Source organism: Micromonospora sp. HB375 (assembly GCF_017872985.1).
In the GTDB taxonomy this organism is placed as follows: Bacteria; Actinomycetota; Actinomycetes; order Mycobacteriales; family Micromonosporaceae; genus Micromonospora; species Micromonospora chalcea.
The window spans coordinates 3,845,712-3,868,109 of sequence record NZ_JAGGJO010000001.1; the positions used below are offsets into that span (position 1 = coordinate 3,845,712).

20 protein-coding genes are annotated in these 22,398 nt (G+C 74.5%); 6 read left to right on the forward strand and 14 right to left on the reverse strand.

Features of this window, described 5'->3' with window-relative positions; all coding sequences use genetic code 11:
* Positions 1 to 80: 80 nt before the first annotated feature.
* Positions 81 to 1,523, forward strand: coding sequence for an LVIVD repeat-containing protein (locus J3R08_RS17670; RefSeq protein WP_374102409.1), 1,443 nt, complete (start codon positions 81 to 83; stop codon positions 1,521 to 1,523).
* A 104-nt stretch (positions 1,524 to 1,627) separates the two neighbouring features.
* On the opposite strand, the gene J3R08_RS17675 is transcribed toward J3R08_RS17670, so the two are convergent.
* On the reverse strand, positions 1,628 to 2,620 hold the full coding sequence (locus J3R08_RS17675; protein WP_209962074.1) for a carcinine hydrolase/isopenicillin-N N-acyltransferase family protein: 993 nt from the start codon (positions 2,618 to 2,620) through the stop codon (positions 1,628 to 1,630).
* A 48-nt stretch (positions 2,621 to 2,668) separates the two neighbouring features.
* Positions 2,669 to 3,142 (reverse strand): DUF1203 domain-containing protein, encoded by a 474-nt coding sequence (locus J3R08_RS17680; protein ID WP_209962076.1) that lies wholly within the window; start codon positions 3,140 to 3,142, stop codon positions 2,669 to 2,671.
* A 123-nt stretch (positions 3,143 to 3,265) separates the two neighbouring features.
* On the opposite strand from J3R08_RS17680, the gene J3R08_RS17685 reads away from it, so the two are divergent.
* A complete protein-coding gene (locus tag J3R08_RS17685; RefSeq protein WP_209962078.1) occupies positions 3,266 to 4,141 on the forward strand; it encodes a transglutaminase domain-containing protein in 876 nt (291 codons plus the stop codon).
* 31 nt (positions 4,142 to 4,172) lie between these two features.
* Here J3R08_RS17685 and J3R08_RS17690 read toward each other — a convergent pair whose 3' ends face one another.
* The 9 genes from J3R08_RS17690 to J3R08_RS17730 form a co-directional block, all read right to left on the reverse strand.
* Positions 4,173 to 5,783 carry an asparagine synthetase B gene (locus tag J3R08_RS17690; protein ID WP_209962080.1) on the reverse strand — a complete coding sequence of 537 codons (1,611 nt, stop codon included), beginning with the start codon at positions 5,781 to 5,783 and terminating at the stop codon, positions 4,173 to 4,175.
* Positions 5,784 to 5,787: 4 nt separating this feature from the next.
* The gene (locus J3R08_RS17695) at positions 5,788 to 6,747 is read right to left on the reverse strand and encodes a hypothetical protein (protein ID WP_209962083.1); all 960 of its coding nucleotides are present in this window, start codon (positions 6,745 to 6,747) and stop codon (positions 5,788 to 5,790) included.
* Positions 6,748 to 6,849: 102 nt separating this feature from the next.
* Positions 6,850 to 7,644: an isocitrate lyase/phosphoenolpyruvate mutase family protein gene (locus J3R08_RS17700; RefSeq protein WP_209962085.1), complete on the reverse strand. Its 795-nt coding sequence runs from the start codon at positions 7,642 to 7,644 to the stop codon at positions 6,850 to 6,852.
* Positions 7,641 to 8,645, reverse strand: a complete 1,005-nt coding sequence (locus tag J3R08_RS17705; RefSeq protein ID WP_245254760.1) for a cytochrome P450 — start codon at positions 8,643 to 8,645, stop codon at positions 7,641 to 7,643. The genes J3R08_RS17700 and J3R08_RS17705 overlap by 4 nt, the downstream gene beginning before the upstream one ends.
* 105 nt (positions 8,646 to 8,750) lie before the next feature.
* Positions 8,751 to 9,494, reverse strand: coding sequence for a helix-turn-helix transcriptional regulator (locus tag J3R08_RS17710; protein WP_064445798.1), 744 nt, complete (start codon positions 9,492 to 9,494; stop codon positions 8,751 to 8,753).
* A gap of 57 nt (positions 9,495 to 9,551) precedes the next feature.
* Positions 9,552 to 10,496 carry an inositol-3-phosphate synthase gene (locus J3R08_RS17715; RefSeq protein WP_043323695.1) on the reverse strand — a complete coding sequence of 315 codons (945 nt, stop codon included), beginning with the start codon at positions 10,494 to 10,496 and terminating at the stop codon, positions 9,552 to 9,554.
* An 85-nt stretch (positions 10,497 to 10,581) separates the two neighbouring features.
* Entirely contained in the window at positions 10,582 to 11,115 is a 534-nt protein-coding gene (locus J3R08_RS17720; RefSeq protein ID WP_209962086.1) for a 2'-5' RNA ligase family protein, read from the reverse strand.
* A gap of 44 nt (positions 11,116 to 11,159) precedes the next feature.
* The gene (locus tag J3R08_RS17725) at positions 11,160 to 11,765 is read right to left on the reverse strand and encodes a response regulator transcription factor (protein ID WP_064445796.1); all 606 of its coding nucleotides are present in this window, start codon (positions 11,763 to 11,765) and stop codon (positions 11,160 to 11,162) included.
* The gene (locus J3R08_RS17730) at positions 11,762 to 12,907 is read right to left on the reverse strand and encodes a sensor histidine kinase (RefSeq protein ID WP_209962088.1); all 1,146 of its coding nucleotides are present in this window, start codon (positions 12,905 to 12,907) and stop codon (positions 11,762 to 11,764) included. Before J3R08_RS17730 ends, J3R08_RS17725 begins: the two co-directional genes overlap by 4 nt.
* A gap of 132 nt (positions 12,908 to 13,039) precedes the next feature.
* Between J3R08_RS17730 and J3R08_RS17735 the strand changes: the two genes are divergently transcribed.
* Both J3R08_RS17735 and J3R08_RS17740 read left to right on the forward strand, forming a co-directional pair.
* A complete protein-coding gene (locus J3R08_RS17735) occupies positions 13,040 to 13,579 on the forward strand; it encodes a hypothetical protein (RefSeq protein WP_209962090.1) in 540 nt (179 codons plus the stop codon).
* 118 nt (positions 13,580 to 13,697) lie between these two features.
* The gene (locus tag J3R08_RS17740) at positions 13,698 to 15,455 is read left to right on the forward strand and encodes a DEAD/DEAH box helicase (RefSeq protein ID WP_043323686.1); all 1,758 of its coding nucleotides are present in this window, start codon (positions 13,698 to 13,700) and stop codon (positions 15,453 to 15,455) included.
* Positions 15,456 to 15,515: 60 nt separating this feature from the next.
* Here J3R08_RS17740 and lon read toward each other — a convergent pair whose 3' ends face one another.
* The gene (gene lon / locus J3R08_RS17745) at positions 15,516 to 17,852 is read right to left on the reverse strand and encodes an endopeptidase La (RefSeq protein ID WP_209962092.1); all 2,337 of its coding nucleotides are present in this window, start codon (positions 17,850 to 17,852) and stop codon (positions 15,516 to 15,518) included.
* 245 nt (positions 17,853 to 18,097) lie between these two features.
* On the opposite strand from lon, the gene J3R08_RS17750 reads away from it, so the two are divergent.
* Complete coding sequence (locus tag J3R08_RS17750; RefSeq protein WP_043330078.1) at positions 18,098 to 18,445, forward strand: Lsr2 family protein; 348 nt, start codon at positions 18,098 to 18,100, stop codon at positions 18,443 to 18,445.
* Between the two features lie 234 nt (positions 18,446 to 18,679).
* Here J3R08_RS17750 and J3R08_RS17755 read toward each other — a convergent pair whose 3' ends face one another.
* Complete coding sequence (locus J3R08_RS17755; RefSeq protein ID WP_209962093.1) at positions 18,680 to 20,029, reverse strand: hypothetical protein; 1,350 nt, start codon at positions 20,027 to 20,029, stop codon at positions 18,680 to 18,682.
* Positions 20,030 to 20,300: 271 nt separating this feature from the next.
* A complete protein-coding gene (locus tag J3R08_RS17760; protein ID WP_043323681.1) occupies positions 20,301 to 21,167 on the reverse strand; it encodes a hypothetical protein in 867 nt (288 codons plus the stop codon).
* A 132-nt stretch (positions 21,168 to 21,299) separates the two neighbouring features.
* Between J3R08_RS17760 and J3R08_RS17765 the strand changes: the two genes are divergently transcribed.
* Positions 21,300 to 22,391 (forward strand): DICT sensory domain-containing protein, encoded by a 1,092-nt coding sequence (locus tag J3R08_RS17765; protein ID WP_043323680.1) that lies wholly within the window; start codon positions 21,300 to 21,302, stop codon positions 22,389 to 22,391.
* Positions 22,392 to 22,398: the final 7 nt, after the last annotated feature.

The following is a 22,398-nucleotide window of genomic DNA, read 5'->3' on the forward strand; positions in this document are numbered from 1 at the left end:
GGTCACATTGATGACGGTCTCCGATCGGTAAGGTTTGGCGAATCATCATCCCCTTTCGAAGGGTGTTGCCGGTGATCAGCATCCGCACGTCCCGCACCCGCATCATCAGCCTCGCCGCCGCCGGCCTGCTGCTCGCCGGCGTGGTCGCCGCGCCGCCGAGCAGCGCCCAGGAGATCCCCCGCGCCCAGGCCGCGCCGGCCACCGCGGACAGCGCCGTCCCCGGTGTCGACGAGATCTCCAGCAGCCCCAACCTGCGGCAGGTGGCCAACCTGCCGAAGCAGGCGCCGTTCGACACCACCGCAGCCCTCGGCACCGACATCGCCTTCCAGGGGCGGTACGCGTTCGTCGGCAACTACGACGGGTTCGTCATCTACGACATCCTCCGGCCGAGCCGCCCGACGATCGTGTCGCAGGTGCTCTGCCCCGGCTCGCAGAACGACATCTCGGTCCACGGCGACCTGCTCTTCCTGTCCACCGACTCCTCCCGCAGCGACGACTCCTGCGCCAGCACCAGCCAGCCGGCGTCGGTGAAGGAGTCCTGGGAGGGCATCAAGATCTTCGACATCCGCGACAAGCGCAACCCGCGCTACATCAAGTCGGTCGAGACGGCGTGCGGCTCGCACACCCACACGCTCGTGCCCGGCAAGGACAAGCGCAACGTCTACCTGTACGTCTCGTCGTACAGCCCGCGCGCCGACTTCCCGGACTGCCAGCCGCCGCACGACTCCATCTCCATCGTCAAGGTGCCGGTGAAGAACCCCACCACCGCCTCCGTGGTGGCCACGCCGAACCTGTTCCCGGACGGCGGCTACCCGGGCATCCCCGGTCAGTCGTCGGCCACCACCGGCTGCCACGACATCACCGCGTACCCGGCGAAGGACCTGGCCGCCGGCGCGTGCATGGGTGACGGCATCCTGCTGGACATCAAGGACCGTGAGGCGCCCCGGGTGATCGAGCGGGTGACCGACGCCGAGAACTTCGCGTTCTGGCACTCGGCCACGTTCAACAACTCCGGCACCAAGGTCGTCTTCACCGACGAGCTGGGCGGCGGCGGCGCGGCCACCTGCAACGAGGTGGTCGGCCCGAACCGTGGCGCGGACGCCATCTACGACATCACCGGCCGCGGCAACGCCCGCAAGCTGGAATTCCGCAGCTACTACAAGATCCCGCGCGTCAACGCCGACACCGAGAACTGCGTGGCCCACAACGGCTCGCTGATCCCGGTGCCCGGCCGCGACATCATGGTGCAGGCGTGGTACCAGGGCGGCATCTCGGTGTGGGACTTCACCAACTCCCGCAAGCCGACCGAGATCGCCTACTGGGAGCGCGGTCCGCTGGACGCCACGCAGCTGCGTACCGGCGGGTCCTGGTCGGCGTACTGGTTCAACGGCCACATCTACTCCAGCGACATCCAGAAGGGACTGGACGTGCTGGAGCTGCGTGACCCGCGTACCTGGCTGGCGCAGTTCCTGCTGGTTCCCGAGCTGAACGTGCAGACCCAGGCGGGCTACCTGAGCTGGTGACCCGCTGACCCGTCCCGGGCCCGGCGCTCCCCTCGCGGGGGCCGCCGGGCCCGGTGCGTTGTCAGCGCCGACGACCTCGGCCGGAGCGGTCCACCCGGCCCGGATCAGCTCATCGGCAGGCGGTAGTCACGGGTGCCGCCACCGGCCGTGACCACCCGCACCTCGCCGCTGCGCAGCCCGTACGTGACCGACCAGCGGGTGTGCGACTGGCGTACCGCGTTCAGCAGCCGCAGCGCCCCGGCCGTGTCGACCACCCCACCGGTGCGGTCCAGTTCCTTCGCCAGCACCCCGTACCTGCGGTCCTGGCGCAGTTCCCGGTCCGGCACACCGACGGCCGGCACGTTCGTCAGCGCCTGCCACGGGCCGCTGCGCCGGTCCACTGTCATCTTCCCGTCGACGAACTCCACCACCGCCGACGTGCCGGTCGCGTCGGCCAGCAGGTAGTGCAGCGGCGGCCCGCCGTCGAAGTCCAGGTTGTAGCGCTTGAACACGGCGACCGCCTCGTCCACGGTCGCGGCCGAGTCGAGCACCAGGCGCAGGATGCGCACCGAGCCCACCTTCGGCAGTCCGGGCACCGGCTCGGCGCGCGCCCCGTCGTCGGCGGCCAGCCCGACCGCGAGACCCCGCTCGTTCATGCCGTCGAACGGCAGCAGCGGCGCGTCCAGCAGCCGCCGGTCCCCCGTCGGGTCTGCGGCCACCCCCAGGTAGGAGATGTCGACCAGCGAGATCGAGGCGTACCCGTCCGGCGGGTCGGTGCGCAGCACCAGCGCGGGGTTCGGCTCCCAGTCGAAGTTGCGGGCGAACAGCGGCCGCTCCCGGTCGCCGAGCGCGGCGAACAACGAGCAGCCGAACGGGCTCGGCGGCGTCGACCCGGCCAGCCCGGCGGTCGGGTCGTAGTCGCCGTCGTACGTCATCTCGTACATCGGCAGATCGTCGATCTTGCGGAGGCTGGCCAGCGTCCGTTCGACCTGGCCCGGGTCCTGCCGCGAGGCGGTGGGCGAGCCGGCCGCGGCCGGCGGGTCGGACCGGCGGCTCTCCCCGCAGGCCGTGCCGAGCAGGAGCAACGCGAGCCCGCCGGCGATGAGGGTCCTCCGCATGACAGCGACGCTAGAAGAGGCGTCCGCCGATGTCCATCCGGGACCCGGTCAACTCCGCACGACAGCGAACATCCAGCAGCCGTACACGACGTTGCGGCTGTGCAGCAGGTCCACCGCCGGGTCGGCGAACAGCTCCGCGATCACCGCCTCCGGGTCGCCGCCGTCGTGTCGCCGTCCGCCCACGATGCGACCCCGGCTGTCGTACGCGCGCAGCACCTGCTCCCGTCCGCGCCACTGGGACGGGTACGCCGTCACGTCGTGCGGGCCGGCGCATTCGGCGGCGTGCGCGAACACCGGTCCCACCTCGCGGTACGGGCTCGGCGGCAGCGGCGGGGCGTACCCGAACAGCAGCAGCGTCTCGTCCGGCCGGGCGTCGCGCAGGCAGCAGCGCAGCGGCTCGCCGCCGGTGGCGTGCCGGTGCTCGGGCGGCTGCCCGGTGGCGTCGCGGCCGGTGCGGCGCAGCTCGGCGAGCGTCCCCGCGGGCAGCGGGTGGATCCGGAACGCGGTACGGGTGGTCGTCACGGTCCCAGCCTGGCGCGGCCCGGACCGCGGCGCTGGCGGTGATCGGACCTGGCATTCCGGGTGCCGCGAGATTGCGCGCCGAGCGGGCACCCGCCGGCCGCGTCCCGCGCCGACAATGGCCGGATGGACGTCGACGACTACCGGACCCACTCCCCGTACAGCGATCCCCGCCACCATGCGGCGCTGCTCGAAGCCGTGCCGGCTGACCTGCCCACCGTCGCGGCGACCGCCCGCAACGTGATCATCCACTACCGGGCCGGCGGGGTGGAGCTGCCGGACGTCCGCCGGGCCGAGGTGAATCTGCGCTGGCTGGACCGCATCCTCGACGCCGACCAGTCGCGGTTCCCGCTGCCGCTGACCGCCGAGCGCCCGGCCGCCGAGCGGGTCGCCGGCTGCTGCCGGGACCACACGCTGCTCACCGTCGCGGCGCTGCGCCAGCACGGCGTCCCGGCGCGCAGCCGGGTCGGGTTCGCGAGCTACTTCGTGCCCGGCTGGCACCACGACCATGTGCTCGCCGAGTGGTGGGACGGCGAGCGGTGGGTCTGGTCCGACCCGGAGCTGGATCCGGCCGGCGACCGGCCGTTCGACGGCTACGACATCGACCCGGAGGCCGGGCACTTCGAGTCGGCGGCCCGGGTGTGGCTGGCGTACCGGGCGGGCCGGGTCGACCCGGACACCTACGGCGTGGACCCGTCGCTGCCGATCCGGGGCGACTGGTTCATCCACGACTACGTGCTGCTGGAGCTGGCCCACCGGCACAAGGACGAGGTGCTGCTCTGGGACGGTTTCGGGGCGATGACCGAGGACCTGACCGGCGCCGACCTCACGCTCGTCGACGAGGTCGCCGCGCTGCTGGTGGCCGCCGACCGCGGCGACGCCGCCGCCGGGCGGGAGCTGGCCCGGCGGTACGCCTCGGACGCCCGGCTGCGTCCGGGCCCGACGGTGCACTGCATGGACCCGGTCTCCGGCGTGGCCGCCGACGTGGACCTGCGGCGCTGACCCGGCGGCCTCCTACCGGGGCCACGCGGGCTCACCCGGGCAGGGGCGCCTCGTCGCCTCGGGTGCGGCGCGGGTTGACCAGCCGCCGGACCATCGGCGCGGCGTTCCACCGGGCCGCGCCGACCAGGTCCCGGGCGTGTTCCAGCACGGTGTAGTCGGGCCGGGCCATGCCCTCGGCGATGGCCCGGTCGAGGTCGTTGCCGCAGCGGGTGAGCACGCTGTCGAAGTCACGGCGGACCGGTTCCAGCAGGTCGTAGCCGAAGGAGCGGTGCAGCCGGGCGAACAGCGGCTTGTAGAGGCGGGCCCGCTCGTGCAGGCCCGACGAGTACGACATCGGGTTCTTCGGCCGCTGCCGGACGTAGGCGGGCAGCAGGTCGGCGAAGGCCTGCCGGACGATCCACTTCTCCTGCCCGTCGCGCAGCTTGAGGTCCAGCGGCAGCCGCATGGCCAGCTCGACGACGCTGAGGTCGAGGAACGGCACCCGGGCCTCCACCCCGTGCGCCATGCTGGCCCGGTCCACCCGTTGCAGCTCGGTCCGGCACAGGTTGCGGATCTTGTGCAGGAACAGCCGGCGGGACCGCTCCGGCCCGACCTGGTGGTACATCGGATAGCCGCCGAACAGCTCGTCGGAGCCGTCGCCGGTGAGCACCACCCGTACGCCCAGCTCGCGCAGCCGCCGGAAGATCGGCACCGAGACGACAGCGTTGATGATGTCGCCGTACTCGGTCAGCTCGGAGACCCGGATCGCCTCACGTACGTCGGCCAGCCGGATGTCACGCGGGCGCAGCTCGATCACCTCGTGCGGCACGCCGAGGTCGGCGGCGAGCCGCCGGGCGTACGCGACGTCGGGGCTCTCCGGCACGCCGATGGTGACCGCCACGCAGTCCGGGTGCAGTTCGCGGGCGTGCAGCAGCGCCAGCGAGCTGTCCAGGCCGCCGGAGAGCACCACGCCGACGGTGAGGTCGGTGTCCAGCCGGGCCCGCATCGCGTCGGTGAGCGCGACGCGGACCAGCAGGGCCGCCTCGTCCGGGTCGTCGATCACCGGCAGGCCGTCGCCGAGGGTGAGCAGGTCGACGTGCGGGCGCGGCCGGACCGGTTCGCCGGGCTCGACCCAGCCGTGGTGCCCGGGCGCCACCTCGCCGATCGGCGCGCCGTGCCCGACGAGCGCCTTGACCTCGGAGGCGAGGTGCAGGCAGCCGGGCAGGCGGGACCAGTACAGCGGCTTGACCCCGAGCGGGTCCCGGGCCAGGTACGCCCGCCCGCTGTCCCGCTCGACGATCACGAACGCGTACTCCCCGCGCAGCCGGCGTACCGCGTTCTCGCCCCACTGGCGGAACGCGGTCAGCACGACCTCGGTGTCGCCGGTGGTGCGGAACTCGTGCCCGAGCCGGGTCAGCTCGGCGCGCAGCTCGTGGTGGTTGAAGATCTCGCCGTTGTAGCAGAGCAGGTGCCGCTCGTCCGGCGACATCCACGGCTGGACGGACCGTTCCCGGTCCACGATCTTCAGCCGCCGTACGCCGGCCAGCAGGCCGTTCTCCTGGCGGGTCTCGGTGACCTCACCGCGCGACGCGAGCGCGGTGAGCATCCGGCGGAACGTGGCCGGGTCGGCCTCGGGGCCGATGCTGAGCGCGATGCCGCACACCGGGTCACACCCCCATCTCGGCCTCGTACGCCCGCCGGTAGCGGCGGCGGGCGTCCGGGGCGAGACACACGTGCCAGGCCTGTCCCTCGTCGACCACGTTCACCTCGCCGGCGTCCTGACGGGCCAGGAGTAACCCGGCGAGGACCGAACGGGCGCCGAAGCGCTCGTACCATTCCAGCTCGACATCGGCGGCCCAGCCGAGGCAGTGTCCGCTGGGCACCATCGCGGCGTACCCCAGGCGGCGCAGCCGGTACTGGTGCTCGGCGCTGCGGGCCAGGCTGGTCACCCAGAGCGGCGGCGTGCCGTCCGGCGCGACGGCCGCGAACTCCCGGGCCAGGTCGTTGAGGAACGCGATCATCTCGCGGCGGGCCCGGCGGAACAGCAGACCGGCGGTACGCGGGGTGGCGGCCGGAAGCAACCGGCGGCGCGCCGCGCGCAGGCCCCGGCCCACGACCGTGGCGGGCTGCTCCTGATAGCGGAACTCGATCAGCCCGCGCCGGCGCAGCCACTCCAGGTCGACGAGTTCGGCGCTGGTGCGGACCTGGTCGTCGGTGAGGAACGTCGGGGCGTCCCGCCACCAGAGCACGTCGACGCGGGAGAGCAGGTAGATGCGCACCAGCGCGGTGAGGTCCTGCGCCGAGCTGCGCGCGTTGGGCTGGTAGCGGGCCATCTCCAGCAGCAGCGTCTCCCGGGCCCCGATCAGCCCCTGGGGCGTGGCGTCGAGGACGGCGGCGATGGCGGGTTCGCGCAGCCGCTGGTCGAGCAGCACCTGGCGGGCGGTGGCCGACGGCGCGTCGGCGAGCGCGCCCACCTCGACCAGGAGGTCCGCCACCGCCGCCCGGTACGCGGACAGGTCCGGGACGGCGTCGCCGCGCCGGCCGGCTGCGGGCACCCGGCGGGCGGGAGCGGTGGGTGCGGCGGCGGGACCGGGCTGGCGACCGGGGCTGCGGCTGGGCACTCGCATGGTCTCCGTCCCCTCTCGGTCGGGACACGGCGTGATTGGGCCTGCGCACACCGTAAAGACCGGAGAAGGCGCGATTCCTCCCATCTCCTCCGAAGTGCCCGATCAGGTGGCGGACGGCGACACCAGGGCCTGCACCTCCTCGTATCCGGGCGGCGCCGGCAGGCCCGCGTCGCGCCCGGCGCCGATCGCGTCGGTCAGGTGCAGCGCGGCACCGAGCGCGGCCCGGAACAGCAGCGATCCGGTGCTGACCCGGGCCACGCCGAGCCGCCCGAGGGCTGCGAGGTCCGGGCCGCCCGGCCGGTACAGCACGTTCAGCGGCAACCCCGCCTCGGCGGCGAGCAGGCCGACCAGGTCGTCCGGCGCGCCGGGCACGAACAGGCAGTCGGCACCGGCGGCCCGGAACGCCGCCGCCCGCCGCCGTGCCTCGTCCAGCGGCGCCGGCACGCCCAGCCACCAGGCGTCGGTGCGGGCGTTGACGACCATCCGCGGCACCGCCGCGCGGACCGCAGCGATCACGGCGGCGACGTGGTCCGCCGGGGCCAGTCGCCCGTCCGGGCGCCCGTCCTCCAGGTTCACGCCGACCACCCCGAGCGCGGCCAGCTCGCCCACGAACCCGGCGACCTGCGCCGGGTCGTCGTGGAAGCCGTCCTCGACGTCCACCGTGAGCAGCGTCGGCAGGTCCCGCAGCCGGTACGCCAGCTCCAGCGTCTCGGCGCGGGTCGCCCTGACGGCGTCCGGTCGGCCGGCGGCCGCCGCCACGCCCAGGCTGGTGGTGCCGATCGCCTGATGCCCCCTGGCGGCGAGCGCCGCGGCGGAGGCGTGGTCCCAGGCGTTCGGCAGGAGCAGCGGTTCGCCGGGCCGGTGCAGGTCACGGAATGCGCGGTACCGGTCGGTCATCGGAGGATCACCTCGAGTGGGGTCGGCGGGACGTCAGGGGCAGGGCCGGCGGGACGGCAGCGGCGGCGCAGCACGCCGACCACGCCGGCGGCCAGGGCGAGCGCGTGCCGCTGCCCGGGGCAGCCGCGGGGTCCGGCGCCGAACGTCAGCGCGGCGTTCGCCCGGCCGGCGCGGAAACGGTCCGGCTCCGGAAAGACCGCCGGGTCGCGGTTGGCGGCGTCGAACCGCAGCAGCAGCCGCTCCCCCACGCGCACCGGCTGGCCGCCCAGGGTCAGCGGGTCGGCGGCGACCCGGCGGGTGACCCGTACCGGCGGGTCGAGGCGCAGCACCTCGGCGAGCAGCACGTCGGTCTCGAGCCCGTCCGGCGCGTCGAGCCCGTGCCGGACGGCGGCCACGATCAGCCCGGCGGTGGCGTCGGCGGCCTGCACCAGCAGCCCGAGCCGGTTCGCTGTCACCTCGGCCGGAGCGGGCGGCGACATGGCCAGCAGCGCCGCCACCGCCCGGTCCGCCCGCCGCACCGCCGCCGGGCCGGCGCCCGGGTGGTAGGCGGCGGCCACCGCCGTCACCTCCGCTACGGCCGCCGCCGGGTCGGCCAGCCCGAGCCGCTCCGCCAGCACCACAAGGGGTACGCGCCGAGCCAGGTCACCGGTCACGTCCACCCGGTCGCCGCCGTTGTCCGCGCTCGCGGCGCGGTCGAGGATCCGCCCGGTCAGCCGTTCCGCGATCACGCGCAGTTCCCGTGGGTCGAGCGTGTCGAGCGCCGCCACCCCGACGGCTCGCCGCGCGGCATGGCGGTCCGGCGGGCTGAACCGGCTCACCGAGGCGCGCAGCCATGCCAGGCCACCCTCCGGCGCCTCCTCGGCGGGCGGCACCACGCAGCGGGGATCGGTCAGGACGGAGACGACGTCCGCGTACCGGGTGACCACCCAGCCGCCGTCGTCCGAGGTCGGCGGCCCGCAGGGCGGCGTGCCCGGAGCAGCCGTGATCGTCGGTGAATCCATCACCGGACCGTAGGGCGCCGACAGTTCGGCCCGGACCGAACGATCCGGCCGGGCACACCCGGCGGTCAGTCGCGGGCGGGACCGGTGCCGCGGGGCACGGGCGGGTCAGGCGCGCGCCGGGCCGGTGTCGCGGGTGGCGGGCGCGGCCAGCAGCACCGGGTCGAGCCCGAGCGCCTCGGCCAGCGCGTCCCGCCCCGCCGGGGTGACCCGTACCGCCCGGCCGTTGCCGCGCGCGGTCCAGCCGAGGTCGAGGAAGCGCCCGCACAGCGCCGCCCCGACCGCGCCGGCCAGGTGCGGGCGCCGTTCGGTCCAGTCCAGGCAGTCGCGGACGAGCGGCCGCCGGGTGCCGCGCAGTGGTTCGACGGGTACGCCGAGACGGTCCAGCCAGCTCATGCCGGCCTCGGTCAGCGCGAGGCCGCCGGTGCGGTCGAGCACGCCACGGTCGAGCAGGGCGTCGTGCAGCAGCACGCCGAGCCGCCCGGCCAGGTGGTCGTAGCAGGTGCGCGCGTACGCCAGGGCGGCACCGGCCGACGCGGCGCGCAACGTGCGGGGCGGGGCCGCCGGTGCGGGCGCCCGCGCGGCCAGGTCCTCGACGAGCTGGGCGACGCCCGGGTCGGCGAGGCGGACGTACCGGTGGCGGCCCTGCCGCTCCTCGACCACCAGACCGCCCGCCACCAGCCGGGTGAGGTGGCCGCTCGCGGTGGACGCGGCCACCCCGGCGGCGCGGGCCAGCTCCCCGGCGGTCCAGGCGCGGCCGTCGAGCAGGGCCAGACAGAAGCCGGCCCGGGTGGGGTCGGCGAGCAGCGCGGCGAACCCGGCGAGTCCGCGTCCGTCGGCACCGGTGGTCATCGGCCCATGCTGACACGGGCACGGTTCGGGCCGCGCCGAACGGTCCGGGGGTTGGGGTCAGATCGCGGTTCCGGGTGGGGACTTCAGGAGGGATGCCGCTTCGGCCGGGTAGCCGCCACGACCCGACCGCAGGGCGATGGCCGCCAGACGAATCAGGTCGATGTTGACGCCGGCAGCACCACTCGGGTCATGCACCTGCAGGCGCACCTCCACACTCACCGCCGTCTCGGCCCAGCCCTGCGCTTCGATGTTGAGGTGGGCGATCTTGTGGGATCGCAGGTGCGGCATGTACGCGAGGGGCGCCATCTGGACCTTGCCGGACGACCCCAGGGCGTTCAGCTTGGACTGCTTCTTGGTGTTCGGGTTCTCGACCAGGTTGCGGAAGTCTTCGGTCCCGCCCAGATTGACCTGGTAGGAGCTGCCCAGGGTGAGGCCGCGCTCCTCGATCAGCCGCAGTAGTGCGTGGTGCAGCACGGAGGTGCCGAACTGGCTGGCCAGGTCGTCGCCGAGCAACGGCACACGGGCTTCCTCGAAACGTGCCAGTAGTGACTCGTGCCTGGCCACCGGATCCGACGTGGTGTTCACGAACGCGACTCCCGCTGTCAGAGCCGCCTCGGCGTAAGCCCGAGCCGTGTCCGGCCGGCCGCTCGGAGCGGAGTAGAGCAGCACCTCCGCCCCTTCCAGCGCGTGCGCCACCCGTTCGACTTCCGTCGAGTCCACCAGGCCACGCCGCACCGTCACGCCGGCGGGCGGAAGTTCGGTGTCGAGGCGCGGGAAGTTGTTGGGCGGCATGAATATCGCCTCGTGGAGATCCTTGCCCACCTTTCGGTCGGACATGGCGAAAGCGGCGACGACGTCGATGTCGCTGACGCCCAGTCCCGCGATCTCTGGCCGGTGGAGCCCTACCAGGCTGCCGGTGTTGCGGTAGAAGGCGATGCCCTGCACCAACGCCGACGTGTTGTTGCCCACACCGACGACCGCCAATCGAACACTGTCGATCATGGGGCGAAGAGTACCCGGATCTGCCCAGGCCGGGGGTCCCGGTCAGCGGAACCGACGCCCACCAGCGCCGGGTATGACCTCTCGGTCAGCCGCCGGAACGCGGGCAGGCGGCGGTCAGTTCGCTGACCGTGCGGGTGTCGCCGTCGTAGCTGCGCGCCGCCACGAACGCCCCGGCCGGCGGGTGCGCCCCGGCGACCGCCCGGGCGCGCCGCCGGTCCGCCGCGCCGAACCGCAGCGCCAGGCTCAGGTGCGGCACCCACCGGCCGGGCTGGTGCCACGAGTGCCCGCCGGACGCCTCGGCTAGCACGTCCCAGACCGCGCCGTGCAGCGCGACGAGCTGCGGCGTCGGATGGACCAGCCACACCAGTGGCGCGCTGCCGTCGAGCACCTCCACCCGGCCCAGCCGCACCGGCAGCGGCAGCGCCGCGTCACAGAGGTCGGCCAGTCGCTGCTCGGCGCCGGGCGGGAACTCCTCGACGGAGGCGAGCGTCAGGTGCGGCCGGTTCGTCGGGTGCGTGTTGCGGGCCAGGCTGGGCAGCCCGGCGGCGGCGAGCCGGTCCCAGGCAGCGCGAACCGCCGCTTCCAGTTCGGATGAGCAGAGCAGTTCGACCGTCCGCACGTGATCAGGCTAGCCGCCGGCAGCGTGCCACGACGTCCCGTACCTCAGAGCCAGCCGGCCTCGCGGGCGAGCCGTACCGCTTCGGCCCGGTTCGCGGCGCCGAGCTTCTGCACGCAGGCGCTCAGGTGGTTGCGGACCGTCCCGGCGGCCAGGTGGGTACGCCGGGCGATCACCGCGACCGGGGTGCCCAGCTCAGCCAGGCGCAGCGTCTCCAGCTCGCGCGGCGTCAACGGGCACTCGGGCAGGGTGAGCGCGTCGGCCGCGAGCGCCGGATCGACGTACCGGGCGCCGGAGTGCACGCGGCGGATCACGTCGGCCAGCGCGCCGCCGGGAGCGCCCTTGGCGAGGAAGCCGCGCACTCCGGCGGCCAGCGCCGGCCGGAGCTGGGCGGGGCGGCCGTGTCCGGTGAGGATCACCGGGGCGCAGCCGGGCAGCGCCCGGGTCAGCTCGGCGGCGACCTCGACCCCGCCGGGCGCCGGCATCTCCAGGTCGAGCACCGCGACGTCCGGGCGGTGAGCCAGCGCCGCGTCCAGGGCCGCGCGCCCGTCGCCCGCGTGCGCCACCACCTCGATGTCCGGCTCCAGGTCGAGCAGCGCGGCGAGGGCGAGCCGGATCAGCTCCTCGTCGTCGGCCAGCAGCACCCGGATCATCGCGCCACCGGCACGGTCGCGACCAGGCTGAACACGCCGTCGGCGGCGTCCGCCCGGACCCGGCCGCCGACCGGGGCGAGCCGGTCGGACAGGCCGCGCAGGCCGCCGCTGAGCCGGTCCGGGCCGTCGCCGTCACGCACGCCGTCGTTGCGTACGGTCAGCGTCACCGCCGTGTCCTCCCGGGTGATCTCGATCCGGCACCAGCCGGCCCGGCTGTGCCGCAGCACGTTCGTCCCGGCTTCACGCAGCACCGCGGCCAGGTCGGCGGCGACCGGACCGGGCACGTCGCCGGACGGCGGGACCACAGTCGTGCGTACGCCGCTGGAGCGCAGCACCTCCCCCACCGCGGCGGCCTGCTCGGCCAGGTCGACGGCGCGGTAGCCGTGCACCGCCGCGCGTACCCGGGTCAGCGCCGTTGCGGCGAGCCGCCGGGCCTGCGCCGCCTCCCGCGCGGCCCGGTCCGGGTCGGTCGGCGCCAGCCGCTCGGCCAGCTCGGCCTTCAGCGCGATCACCGTCAGGTCGTGGCCGAGCAGGTCGTGCACGTCCCGGGCGAAGCGCAGCCGTTCCTCGGCGGCGGCGAGCCGTGCCTGGGCGGCCTGCCCCTGCCGGGCCTCGACCAGCAGGTCCCAGAACCAGACCTGGACCCAGGTGAGCGCGGCTGTCCCGGCCCCCACCAGGCCGGTGACCAGCAGCGCCGTGGTCAGCGGGCCATCGGTCCACCAGGTGACGGCCGCGGACGCCGCGAGGACGCCGGCCGCCGCCACCGCCGCCACGACGGGCCGGAACAGCAGCGGCGTCATGCCGACCAGCGACGCGCCGAGCCACGCCCAGGTGGGCCAGGAGCCGGCCGCGACCGGGCCGAGCAGCGGCAGGCTGAGCAGCGCCGCCACGGTCAGCGCGGCGTGCCGGCGGCGGCGCGCCGGCACGGGCAGCCACGGCGTGACGGCGGCGTGCAGCACCGCGACCTGGGCGGCGGCGAACACGAGCAGCCCGGCGGCGCCGAGCGCGACGCGTGCCGGGTCGGGTTCGCGGGCCAGTCCGACCGCTGGCAGCAGCACCGTCGTCCACACGTTCGTGGCCAGCGACAGCAGCGTGACCCGCCGGGCCCGGCGCAGCCGGTGGTCCGCCGGATCGACGCTCATGCCCGCTGATCCTAGGGCGTGCACCGGTCCGCCCACTCCTGAGAAACGTCACGGCCGGGCCGTGCGATCCGCACGGTTTCCCGATGACTGACGCGCCTTCTCCGGTGCGCCCGGCGGCGGCAGGGTCGGGGCATGACGGAGATGACTGTGGTCGTACCCCGGCGGTGGGCCGGGTGGGCGCGGACGCGGCACCTGGCCGCGATGGTGGTGGCGATGCTGCTGGTGGCGCTGCGGCACCGGCACACGTCCGCGGCGCCGCCCCGCCGACACCCGGTCGCGGCAGCCGTGGCGCGCGGGTGGCCGGCCGGGCTGGCGCTGCTCATGACCGTGGACATGTGGTTCGCGCCGACCGTCTTCGCGCCGTGGACGCTGCTGGTCCTGCCGGCCGGCTACCTGCTGATCGGCACCTGGCGGCGGCAGTGGGGCGACCGGCGCGCGCTGGCCGCGCAGCTCGCCGGGGCGGCCGGGTGGGGCGGCCTGGCGGTCGTGGCGATGGTCGCCTCCGCCGACGTCGCCGGGGTGCTCGTCGGGGTGGGCTGGCTCGTCCACGCCGCCTGGGACGCCTGGTACCACCGCACCGGCGCGGTGGTTCCGCGCGGGTACGCGCTGTGGTGCGCGGTGTTCGACGTCGCGGTCGGTTTCACCACGTTGCTGGCCGTCCTGTCCCGGTGATCCGGCGGGGGCACGGGGCCACGCCGGACCACCCGGAGGGGACGGCACGCAGGTGGCGCGGCGAACGTTTGGCCCGGTCGCCGCGACCGCCGCGCGGCGGTGATGAAAAACTTGTCGCATGACCGCCGCACCGACCCCGACCGACCCCGCCATTCCCGCCGACGCCGAGGACGCCACCGCCTTCGCGGATCTCGGGCTGCGCACCGAGTTGCTGGGCGCGCTGGCCGCGCTCGGCTACGAGGAACCCACCCCGATCCAGCGGGAGGCGATCCCCCCGCTGCTGGCCGGGCAGGATCTGCTGGGACAGGCGGCGACCGGTACGGGCAAGACCGCCGCGTTCGCGCTGCCGCTGCTGCAGCGGATGCCGGTGGGACGGCCGGACGGCGACCCGGTGTCGCTGGTGCTGGTGCCCACCCGTGAGCTGGCCGTGCAGGTCTCCGAGGCGTTCCACCGCTACGGCAAGGACCTGGGCGCCCGGGTGCTGCCGATCTACGGCGGGCAGCCGATCGGCCGGCAGCTGCGCGCGCTCGACCACGGGGTCGACGTGGTGGTCGCGACGCCGGGCCGGGCCCTGGACCACATCGCCCGGGGCACGCTGCGGCTGGGCGCGCTGGCCACGGTGGTGCTGGACGAGGCGGACGAGATGCTCGACATGGGCTTCGCCGAGGACATCGAGGCGATCCTGGAGCACGCGCCGGCCGGCCGGCAGACGGTGCTGTTCTCGGCCACCATGCCGGCCCGCATCGACGGGCTGGCCCGGCAGCACCTGACCGATCCGGTCCGGATCCAGATCGAGCGGGAGCGGCCGGTCGCCGGGGAGGCGCCCCGGGTGCGGCAGAGCGCGTACATCGTGGCCCGGGGGCACAAGCCGGCCGCGCTGGGCCGGGTGCTGGACGTGGAGTCGCCGACCGCGGCGATCGTGTTCTGCCGCAGCCGCGAGGAGGTCGACCGGCTCACCGAGACGATGAACGGCCGGGGCTACCGGGCCGAGGCGCTGCACGGCGGGATGAGCCAGGAGCAGCGGGACCGGGTGATGGGCCGGCTGCGCGCCGGTACGGCGGACCTGCTGGTCGCCACCGACGTAGCCGCCCGGGGGCTGGACGTCGAGCAGCTCACCCACGTGGTCAACTACGACGTCCCGTCGGCGCCGGAGTCGTACGTGCACCGGATCGGCCGGGTCGGCCGGGCCGGGCGGGAGGGTGTGGCGATCACGCTCGCCGAGCCGCGCGAGCACCGGATGCTCAAGACCATCGAGCGGGTCACCGGCCAGCGGATCACCATCGACAAGATCCCCACGGTGGCGGACATGCGCACCCGGCGGCTGGAGCTGACCCAGGGCGCGCTGCGGGAGAGCCTGCTGGAGGACGACCTCGACCCGTACCGGGTGATCGTCGAGTCGCTGACCGACGAGTTCGACCTGGTCGAGGTGGCGCTGGCGGCGGTGAAGCTGGCGCACGAGGCGACGTCGCCGGGCTCGGACGACGAGGAGGAGATCCCGCAGGTTCCGGTCCGCGGCCCGCGCGAGGGCCGCCCGGAGACCGGTGGGCGGGGCGAGCGCCGGGGGCCGGGCCGTCCGCGTACCGGGGGGACCACCCAGGTCTTCATCGGGCTGGGCCGGCGCGCCGGGGTACGGCCGCAGGACCTGGTCGGCGCGATCACCGGGGAGACCCGGATCAGTGGCCGGGACATCGGCTCGATCGAGATCGCCGACCGGTTCTCGCTGGTCGAGGTGCCGCAGGCGGTGGCCGACGAGATCATCTCAGGGCTGCGGGGCACCACGATCAAGGGCCGTAAGGCGACCGTACGCCGGGACCGGGACGGCGACGGTTCCGGTGAGCGCCGCGACCGGGGTTACGAGCGGCGCGACCGGCGCTGAGCGCGGGCGGACACGGCGTCGCCCCGGCCACCGTGCGTACGGTGGCCGGGGCGACGGCCGTCAGGCCGCGGCGAGCGCCGGGCCGTCCAGCGCCTGCGTGTCGATCTCGGCCGGGCGCAGCGCCAGCGCGAGCACGTCCGCCACGTCGGACAGCGTGTGCACGGTCAGCGCCTCCCGCACCTGCGCCGGCAGGTCGTCCAGGTCCGGCTCGTTGCGCTTCGGGATGATCACCTCGGTGAGACCGGCCCGGTGCGCGGCGAGCAGCTTCTGCTTCACCCCGCCGATCGGCAGCACCCGGCCGGAGAGCGTCACCTCGCCGGTCATCCCGAACTCGGGCCGCACCGGACGCCCGGTCACCAGTGAGGCCAGCGCGGTCACCATGGTGATGCCGGCGCTCGGGCCGTCCTTCGGTACCGCGCCCGCCGGGACGTGCAGGTGGATCCGCCGCCCGGCCAGCGCGTTCGGGTCCAGCCCGTAGCGCCGCCCGTTCGACCGCAGGTACGACCACGCGATGTGCGCGGACTCCTTCATCACGTCGCCGAGCTGCCCGGTGAGCGTCAGCCCGGGCTCGCCCTCCATGGTGGTGGCCTCGATGAACAGCACGTCGCCACCGGCGCCGGTGACGGCCAGGCCGGTCGCCACGCCGGGCACGGCGGTCCGCTCGGCCGACTCCGGGGTGAACTTCGGCCGGCCCAGGTAGCGGGCCAGGTTCCCGGCGTCCACGTGTACCGGCGCGGCGTCCGTGGCGAGCGCGACGGCGACCTTGCGCAGGATCTTCGCCAGGGCCCGTTCGAGCTGCCGGACACCGGCCTCCCGGGTGTACTCGCCCGCGATCAGCGCCAGCGCGTCGTCGGCGACGCTCACCTCCTCGCCGGTCAGCCCGGCCCGCTCCCGCTGCCGGGGCAGCAGGTGGTCGCGGGCGATGGCCACCTTCTCGTCCTCGGTGTAGCCGTCCAGCGCGACCAGCTCCATCCGGTCCAGCAGCGGGCCGGGGATCGCCTCCACCACGTTGGCGGTGGCGAGGAACAGCACGTCGGACAGGTCGAGGTCGACCTCCAGGTAGTGGTCGCGGAACGTGTGGTTCTGCGCCGGGTCGAGCACCTCCAGCAGAGCCGCCGCCGGGTCGCCGGAGTAGCCGGCGGCCAGCTTGTCGACCTCGTCGAGCAGCACGACCGGGTTCATCGAGCCGGCCTCGCGCAGCGCCCGCACGATCCGGCCGGGCAGCGCGCCGACGTAGGTGCGCCGGTGGCCGCGGATCTCCGCCTCGTCCCGGACACCGCCGAGGGAGACGCGGACGAAGTTGCGGCCCAGCGCCCGGGCGACCGACTCGCCGAGGCTGGTCTTGCCGACACCGGGCGGGCCGGCCAGGGCCAGCACCGCGCCGGAGCCGCGTCCGCCGACCACGCCGAGGTTGCGCTCCGCGCGCCGGTTGCGCACCGCGAGGTACTCCAGGATGCGGTCCTTCACGTCGGCCAGGCCGGCGTGGTCGGCGTCGAGCACGGCCCGCGCCGCGGCCAGGTCCGTGTTGTCAGCGGTACGCGTGCTCCACGGCATCTCCAGCACGGTGTCCAGCCAGGTACGGATCCAGCCCGCCTCGGGTGAGGCGTCACTGGCCCGTTCCAGCTTGCCGACCTCGCGCAGCGCCGCCTCGCGTACCTTCTCCGGCAGGTCGGCGGACTCCACCCGGGAGCGGTAGTCGGCGGAGCCGTCGGGCTCGTCCTCGCCGAGTTCCTTGCGGATCGCGGCGAGCTGCTGGCGGAGCAGGAACTCGCGCTGGGACTTCTCCAGCCCTTCGCGCACGTCGCTGTTGATCTGCTCGGTGACCTCCTGCTCGGCCAGGTGCTCCTTCACCCAGCCGACCAGCAGCTCCAGCCGGGCGGTGACGTCCGGCGCGGCGAGCAGCTCGGTCTTCTGCGCCAGGCTGAGCCAGGGCGCGTAGCCGGCCGAGTCGGCCAGCTCGGACAGGTCCGTCATCCGCTCCATCGCGTCGATCACCTGCCAGGCGCCGCGCTGCTGGAGCACCGAGGTCATGAGCGCGCGGTACTCGCGGGCGAGTTCCCGGGCGCGGCCCGCCGGGGCGGGCTCGTCGAGCGTCGCGGCCTCGACCCAGAGCGCGGCGCCGGGACCGGGCACGCCGGAGCCGATACGGGCCCGGACGAGACCGCGGATCACGGCGGCCGGCTCGCCGGTGGGCAGCCGGCCCACCTTCTCGATCGTGGCGACCACGCCGACGGAGCCGTACTCGCCGTCAAGGCGGGGCACGGCCAGGAGTTCCTTGTCGCCGGTGGCGCGGGCCGCGTCGACGGCGGCCTGGGTGGTCGGGTCGAGGGTGACCGGGATGACCATCCCGGGCAGCAGGACGGTGTCGGTCAGGGGAAGTACCGGAAGAGTTGCCATCGGACACCTGCCATCACGTTGGTTGAGCGTGTCTGGCTCAAGTAACAAAAGGTGTCCCTTGTTCCGGGTTGTGACCCACGCCACTGTCCGGCCTTCCCGACGCCTGTTCGCGCACCGGTCCTCTATTGGCCGCGACGCTTACCTGGCACGACCCGCCGAATGCAAAGAGGCGGGTATTGTTGCGAAATTACCGTGAGGTAAGTCAGACTCTTAGCACACCCCGCCCGACACAGGGAGTAATGGCGATGGCAAGGAAAGTAATCACCGTTCTGACCGACGACCTCGACGGCGGAAAGGCCGATCGGACCGTCGAGTTCAGCCTGGACGGCGTGGCGTACACGATCGACGTGTCCGACGAGAACGCGGGCGTTCTGCGCAAGGCGCTGGACCCGTACATCAGCGCTGGCAGGCGGATCGGCCGCGGCGCCACCGAGGTCGCCCGCGCCACCCGGCGCGCGGGCCGGCCGAGCACCTCGGGAATGGACCGCGAGCAGAACCGCGCCATCCGCGAATGGGCAGCCAAGAACGGGTACGAGATTTCCGAGCGCGGGCGCATCCCGGTGTCGGTCGTCGAGGCGTACAAGAACCGCTGAGCGCTAAACACTCACCGTCGGGTATCCCAGGGTCACGCTGAGAAATCGCAGCGCCCGGCCGGCCTTTTGTGTTGTCGGTGACTTTCATCGGGCTGGAGTCCGACGGCACGAAACTTCTTCCCGGAACGATTCCCACGCTCCCCTGCCGGACCCGCCTCGCGTACCCACCACGCGGACACGACACGGCCGCGGCCACCCGGACGGTTCCCGGGCGGCCGCGGCCGTCGCGTGTCCTCAGTTGACCCGGATGCGCACCACGTCGATGGCGGGAGTCTGGTTCGCCCGCTCCATCATCGGGATGCGGTGCGAGCCGTCACCGGCCCAGACCGCACACTGCGCCACGCCCGACTGCGCCAGGCCCGGGATCTGGATCAGCACGTCGTCCGGCTGGTTGCCGCCGCGGCCGTCCTCGGTGGCGACGAAGAACGCCGGCACGTCCTGCGGGTTCGGGGGCTGCCGGGTGCTGCCGAGCATCCGGCAGGCGGTGTGGAAGTGGCCGCGCACCAGGCCCTGACCGTTGAGCAGCGAGCTCTCCAGGTAGTAGCCGCCCTGCCCGGCCGCGAGGAAGCGGTCCCGCACCAGGTTCTTGGTGGTCACCCGGAGCGTGAACGGCTGGTTGCGCCGCACCTGGTTCGGGAACTGCGTGATCAGCAGCGACGGATTGTTCGCCGCGGCGCCCACCTCACCGAACGCGGTGCTGACGCACCGGTTGCCGTTCTGGAAGCCGTCGTGCCCCTGCAGCTGGCTGCCGGAGCAGTCCTTGGCGAGCACGTTCAGCCCGTTGCCGCCACCGTTGTTCTGGCCGCCGCCGTTGTTGTTCCCGCCGCCGTTGTTGTTCCCGCCGCCGTTGTTGTTCCCGCCGCCGTTGTTGTTCCCGCCGCCGTTGTTGTTCCCGCCGCCGTTGTTCCCGCCGTTCTGACCCCCGTTCTGACCGCCGTTGTTGTTGCCGCCGTTCTGACCCCCGCCGTTGCCCGGGACGTCGGTCAACGCGCACCGGGCGAACTGGTCCAGCCCCTGCGGGCGCTGGCCGAACCGGCCGATGGCGGTGGCGATCCGGTTGAGCGCCGCGGTCCGCTTGTCCGCGAGCGGACCCAGGATCGCGTTGTTGATGAACTCGCCGCCGTTGCGGCCCTCCGCCGCGAGCCGCCGGTTCGCCTCAGCGATCTGGGACGTCAGCGCCGCCAGCTCGCGATCCACCTCGGCACGGGCCCGGCCGGGCACCTGCGGCAGCCGACCCCGGACGTCCGGGCAGGTCACGGTCGGAGTGCCGGCGCCGGCGCCACCCGCGGTCGTCTGCTGGCACTCGGCCGGCGACATCTGGCCGTCGCCCCAGTGGTTACGGACCCAGCGGCCGTTCTGCCAGGTACGGGTGCTGCTGCCCTGGCCGTCCGGGGCGGTCGCCCCCGGGCTGGCGGGCACACAGGACGCCGAGGCGGCGCGCGTGGTCGTCCGCCGGTCCTGGGCGGACGAGATCTGGGTGACGGCCACGATGCCGCCGAAGACCGCGAGCGTGCCGACCACTGCCAGCACCCGCTTGCTCCGCGCGTTACCGGATGACCGGCGCGCCCGTGTGGACCTGCGCATCGAATTGCTCTCCTTCTCGATCCGGTAGTTGACTGGTGATCCCGGCGGACCGATGAATTCGGGGTGTGAGATCACTGCGACGCTCGGGTCGCGCGTCGATGGCCGACGATGCCCTTTCCGCATCGTCTCCGCGCCGTCCGGGCGCGGCGGGGAAGTCTGCGTCCATTCCCGATGAGGTACGGAGCGCCGTCGGCGAAGGTTCAACCGGAGATCGAAAAAAAATCGGGACGTGCCGGGCCGGGGTCGGCTCGGCGCCGCGGCCAGGAAGGGTTCAGTCCGCGCAGAGGTGGTCGAAGGCGAAGCCGCCGTCGAAGGAGTCCCGCCGGGCCGCGAGCGCGCGCACCCGACCGCGAAGCTCCTCCCGGTCCACCAGAGACGCCCCGGCGGCGTCGAGATCGCGCAGTCGCTCCCCCAGCGCCATCGCGGCCAGGTCCTCGGCGAGCCGGCCCGGGTCCACGCCGCAGGAGAATCCCCGCGACGTCAGCCGTACCCGCTCCAGCAGGCAGCCGCCGGGCCGCACCTCGACCCAGCACCAGCCCTCCGCCGGGCCGCCGGTCCAGCGCACGTGCAGCCCGCGCACGATCGGGTCGGCGATCCGGCCGGCCACGTACGCCTCGACCGCCTCGACCCGCGCGAGCGCCCCGAGGTCGTTCACCGGTCCACGCCGGCCGTCCGGGAGCCGGCCGATGATGTCCCGGAAGCCGACCGCGTCCCCGGCGTCCGGGTCGGTGCCCTCGGCGTAGGCCCGCGCGTCCAGGACGTACTCGACGAAGCGGCGGACGTGATCGGCGCCGCGCAGCGTCGGTGACTCGACCCGCAGCAGCGGCAGGCCGACGGCGGCGGACACCGCGTCGGTCAGCCGTTCCTCCCGGCGGGCGGGCGACCCGTCGGACGCGGGCGCGGTGAACCGCACCGCGAAGCGCGGCAGGCCGGTGTCGGCGGCGCCGACCACCAGGTCCAGCGGCGCCCGTCCGGCCGTGCTCCACTGGTTGCCGGTGACCCCCGGCGGACGGCCCTGCACCAGCTCGCCGAGCCGCCGGCCGGCGTACCCGACGTGCCCGTGGCGGGTCAGGCACGGCGTCGCGCCGGACGGGACCGGCCGCAGCCAGGAGGCGGTCACGCTGCCGGTGTTCGTCATCTCGCCCCGCCCCCCCGTCGTCCGGTCGACGCCCGAGTGTAGGGCGTCGGGCGTCCGCCCCGGCGGTGCGGTGGAGCACGCCGGGGCCCGCCGACCGGTGCGCAGCCGCGTCCGTGCCTCTAGGCTCTGCCCGTGCACAGCGGACGGACCCCGGAGCAGTTCACCAAACGCAGTCTCGTCGCCCTCTCCCACGCCATCGAGCGGGCCGCGCTCGCCGAGGCCGAGGACGGCCCGCTGATCGTGTTCGCCCTGTTCCAGCGGCTGCCGTACTTCGACCGGGAGCGCGAGGTCTACCGGCGCATCGCCGGCCGCGCCGCGGCGACGGTGGTGGCGATGGTCGGCGGCCCGCCGCCCGACCTGCCCGAGCGCACGTACGGCGTGACGCTCGACGAGGCGGAGGAGCTGGCCCGCGAGTGGAGCGTGGTGGTGCTGAGCCCCCGGTTCGGCGCCACCCTCGTGGCCCACGACCGCGCCGAGGCGACGCCCGCGCCGACGCTGGAAGCCGGCCGGCTCTTCGACGGCCGCTGGGGATTCCGCCGGGACGAGGCGCTGCACGAGGCCATCCGGCTGCGCGAACAACTCGCCGAGCGGCTGCCCGCCGAGGCGCGCACGGCGCTGGACGAGGCAATCGCCCGGGTGCGCGACATCCCGGCCGGACCGGGCGAGCCGCGCGCCGAGGCGGCGCTGCGGCTGCTGGCCCGCCGCGCCGACCGGGTCACGCCGCCGGTCCAGCCGGCCGAGGCGTTCCTCGACGAGCCGGGCCTGCGCCGGTGGGCCGGCATGGACGGGGTGACCGCCTCGGGCACGCTGCCGGTGGCGCTGGTCGGCCTGCGGGTGGACGAGCCGCCCGGCTCGCCGGAACGGTTCGGCCGGCGCAACGGCGCCCGGGAGGGCCATGCCGTGCTCGCCGCCGTCACCGGCGCGCTGCGCCCGGTCGACCGCGCGCTGCGGGTCGCCGAGAACGAGTACCAGCTCCTGCTGCCCGGGCTGGACGAGCCGGCCGCGCTCGAGGTGGTGCGCCGCCTGCACGACGCGATCGCCGCGCTCGCCAAGTCGTACCCGTTCCTGGTTTACACGATGCACGCGGCGGTCGGGGTGAGCACCCGGCGGCCGCTGCCCACCGCGGACCTACGCGCCGCCGTCGACTGGGCGGCCCGCAAGGGCCTGCCGGTGGCGGGCCTGCCGCCGGAGACGGCCGACGCCGCGACCGCGCCGGCCCGCTGATCCGCAG

What these genes read in the sequence shown, in the direction of transcription:
- J3R08_RS17675 (WP_209962074.1), bottom strand. Translation starts at nt 2,620, where the DNA reads ATGCGGAGGACCCTCATCGCCGGCGGGCTCGCGTTGCTCCTGCTCGGC.
- J3R08_RS17685 (WP_209962078.1), top strand. Translation starts at nt 3,266, where the DNA reads ATGGACGTCGACGACTACCGGACCCACTCCCCGTACAGCGATCCCCGC.
- J3R08_RS17695 (WP_209962083.1), bottom strand. Translation starts at nt 6,747, where the DNA reads ATGCGAGTGCCCAGCCGCAGCCCCGGTCGCCAGCCCGGTCCCGCCGCC.
- J3R08_RS17700 (WP_209962085.1), bottom strand. Translation starts at nt 7,644, where the DNA reads ATGACCGACCGGTACCGCGCATTCCGTGACCTGCACCGGCCCGGCGAA.
- J3R08_RS17705 (WP_245254760.1), bottom strand. Translation starts at nt 8,645, where the DNA reads ATGGATTCACCGACGATCACGGCTGCTCCGGGCACGCCGCCCTGCGGG.
- J3R08_RS17710 (WP_064445798.1), bottom strand. Translation starts at nt 9,494, where the DNA reads ATGACCACCGGTGCCGACGGACGCGGACTCGCCGGGTTCGCCGCGCTG.
- J3R08_RS17715 (WP_043323695.1), bottom strand. Translation starts at nt 10,496, where the DNA reads ATGATCGACAGTGTTCGATTGGCGGTCGTCGGTGTGGGCAACAACACG.
- J3R08_RS17725 (WP_064445796.1), bottom strand. Translation starts at nt 11,765, where the DNA reads ATGATCCGGGTGCTGCTGGCCGACGACGAGGAGCTGATCCGGCTCGCC.
- J3R08_RS17730 (WP_209962088.1), bottom strand. Translation starts at nt 12,907, where the DNA reads ATGAGCGTCGATCCGGCGGACCACCGGCTGCGCCGGGCCCGGCGGGTC.
- J3R08_RS17735 (WP_209962090.1), top strand. Translation starts at nt 13,040, where the DNA reads ATGACGGAGATGACTGTGGTCGTACCCCGGCGGTGGGCCGGGTGGGCG.
- J3R08_RS17740 (WP_043323686.1), top strand. Translation starts at nt 13,698, where the DNA reads ATGACCGCCGCACCGACCCCGACCGACCCCGCCATTCCCGCCGACGCC.
- lon (WP_209962092.1), bottom strand. Translation starts at nt 17,852, where the DNA reads ATGGCAACTCTTCCGGTACTTCCCCTGACCGACACCGTCCTGCTGCCC.
- J3R08_RS17750 (WP_043330078.1), top strand. Translation starts at nt 18,098, where the DNA reads ATGGCAAGGAAAGTAATCACCGTTCTGACCGACGACCTCGACGGCGGA.
- J3R08_RS17755 (WP_209962093.1), bottom strand. Translation starts at nt 20,029, where the DNA reads ATGCGCAGGTCCACACGGGCGCGCCGGTCATCCGGTAACGCGCGGAGC.
- J3R08_RS17760 (WP_043323681.1), bottom strand. Translation starts at nt 21,167, where the DNA reads ATGACGAACACCGGCAGCGTGACCGCCTCCTGGCTGCGGCCGGTCCCG.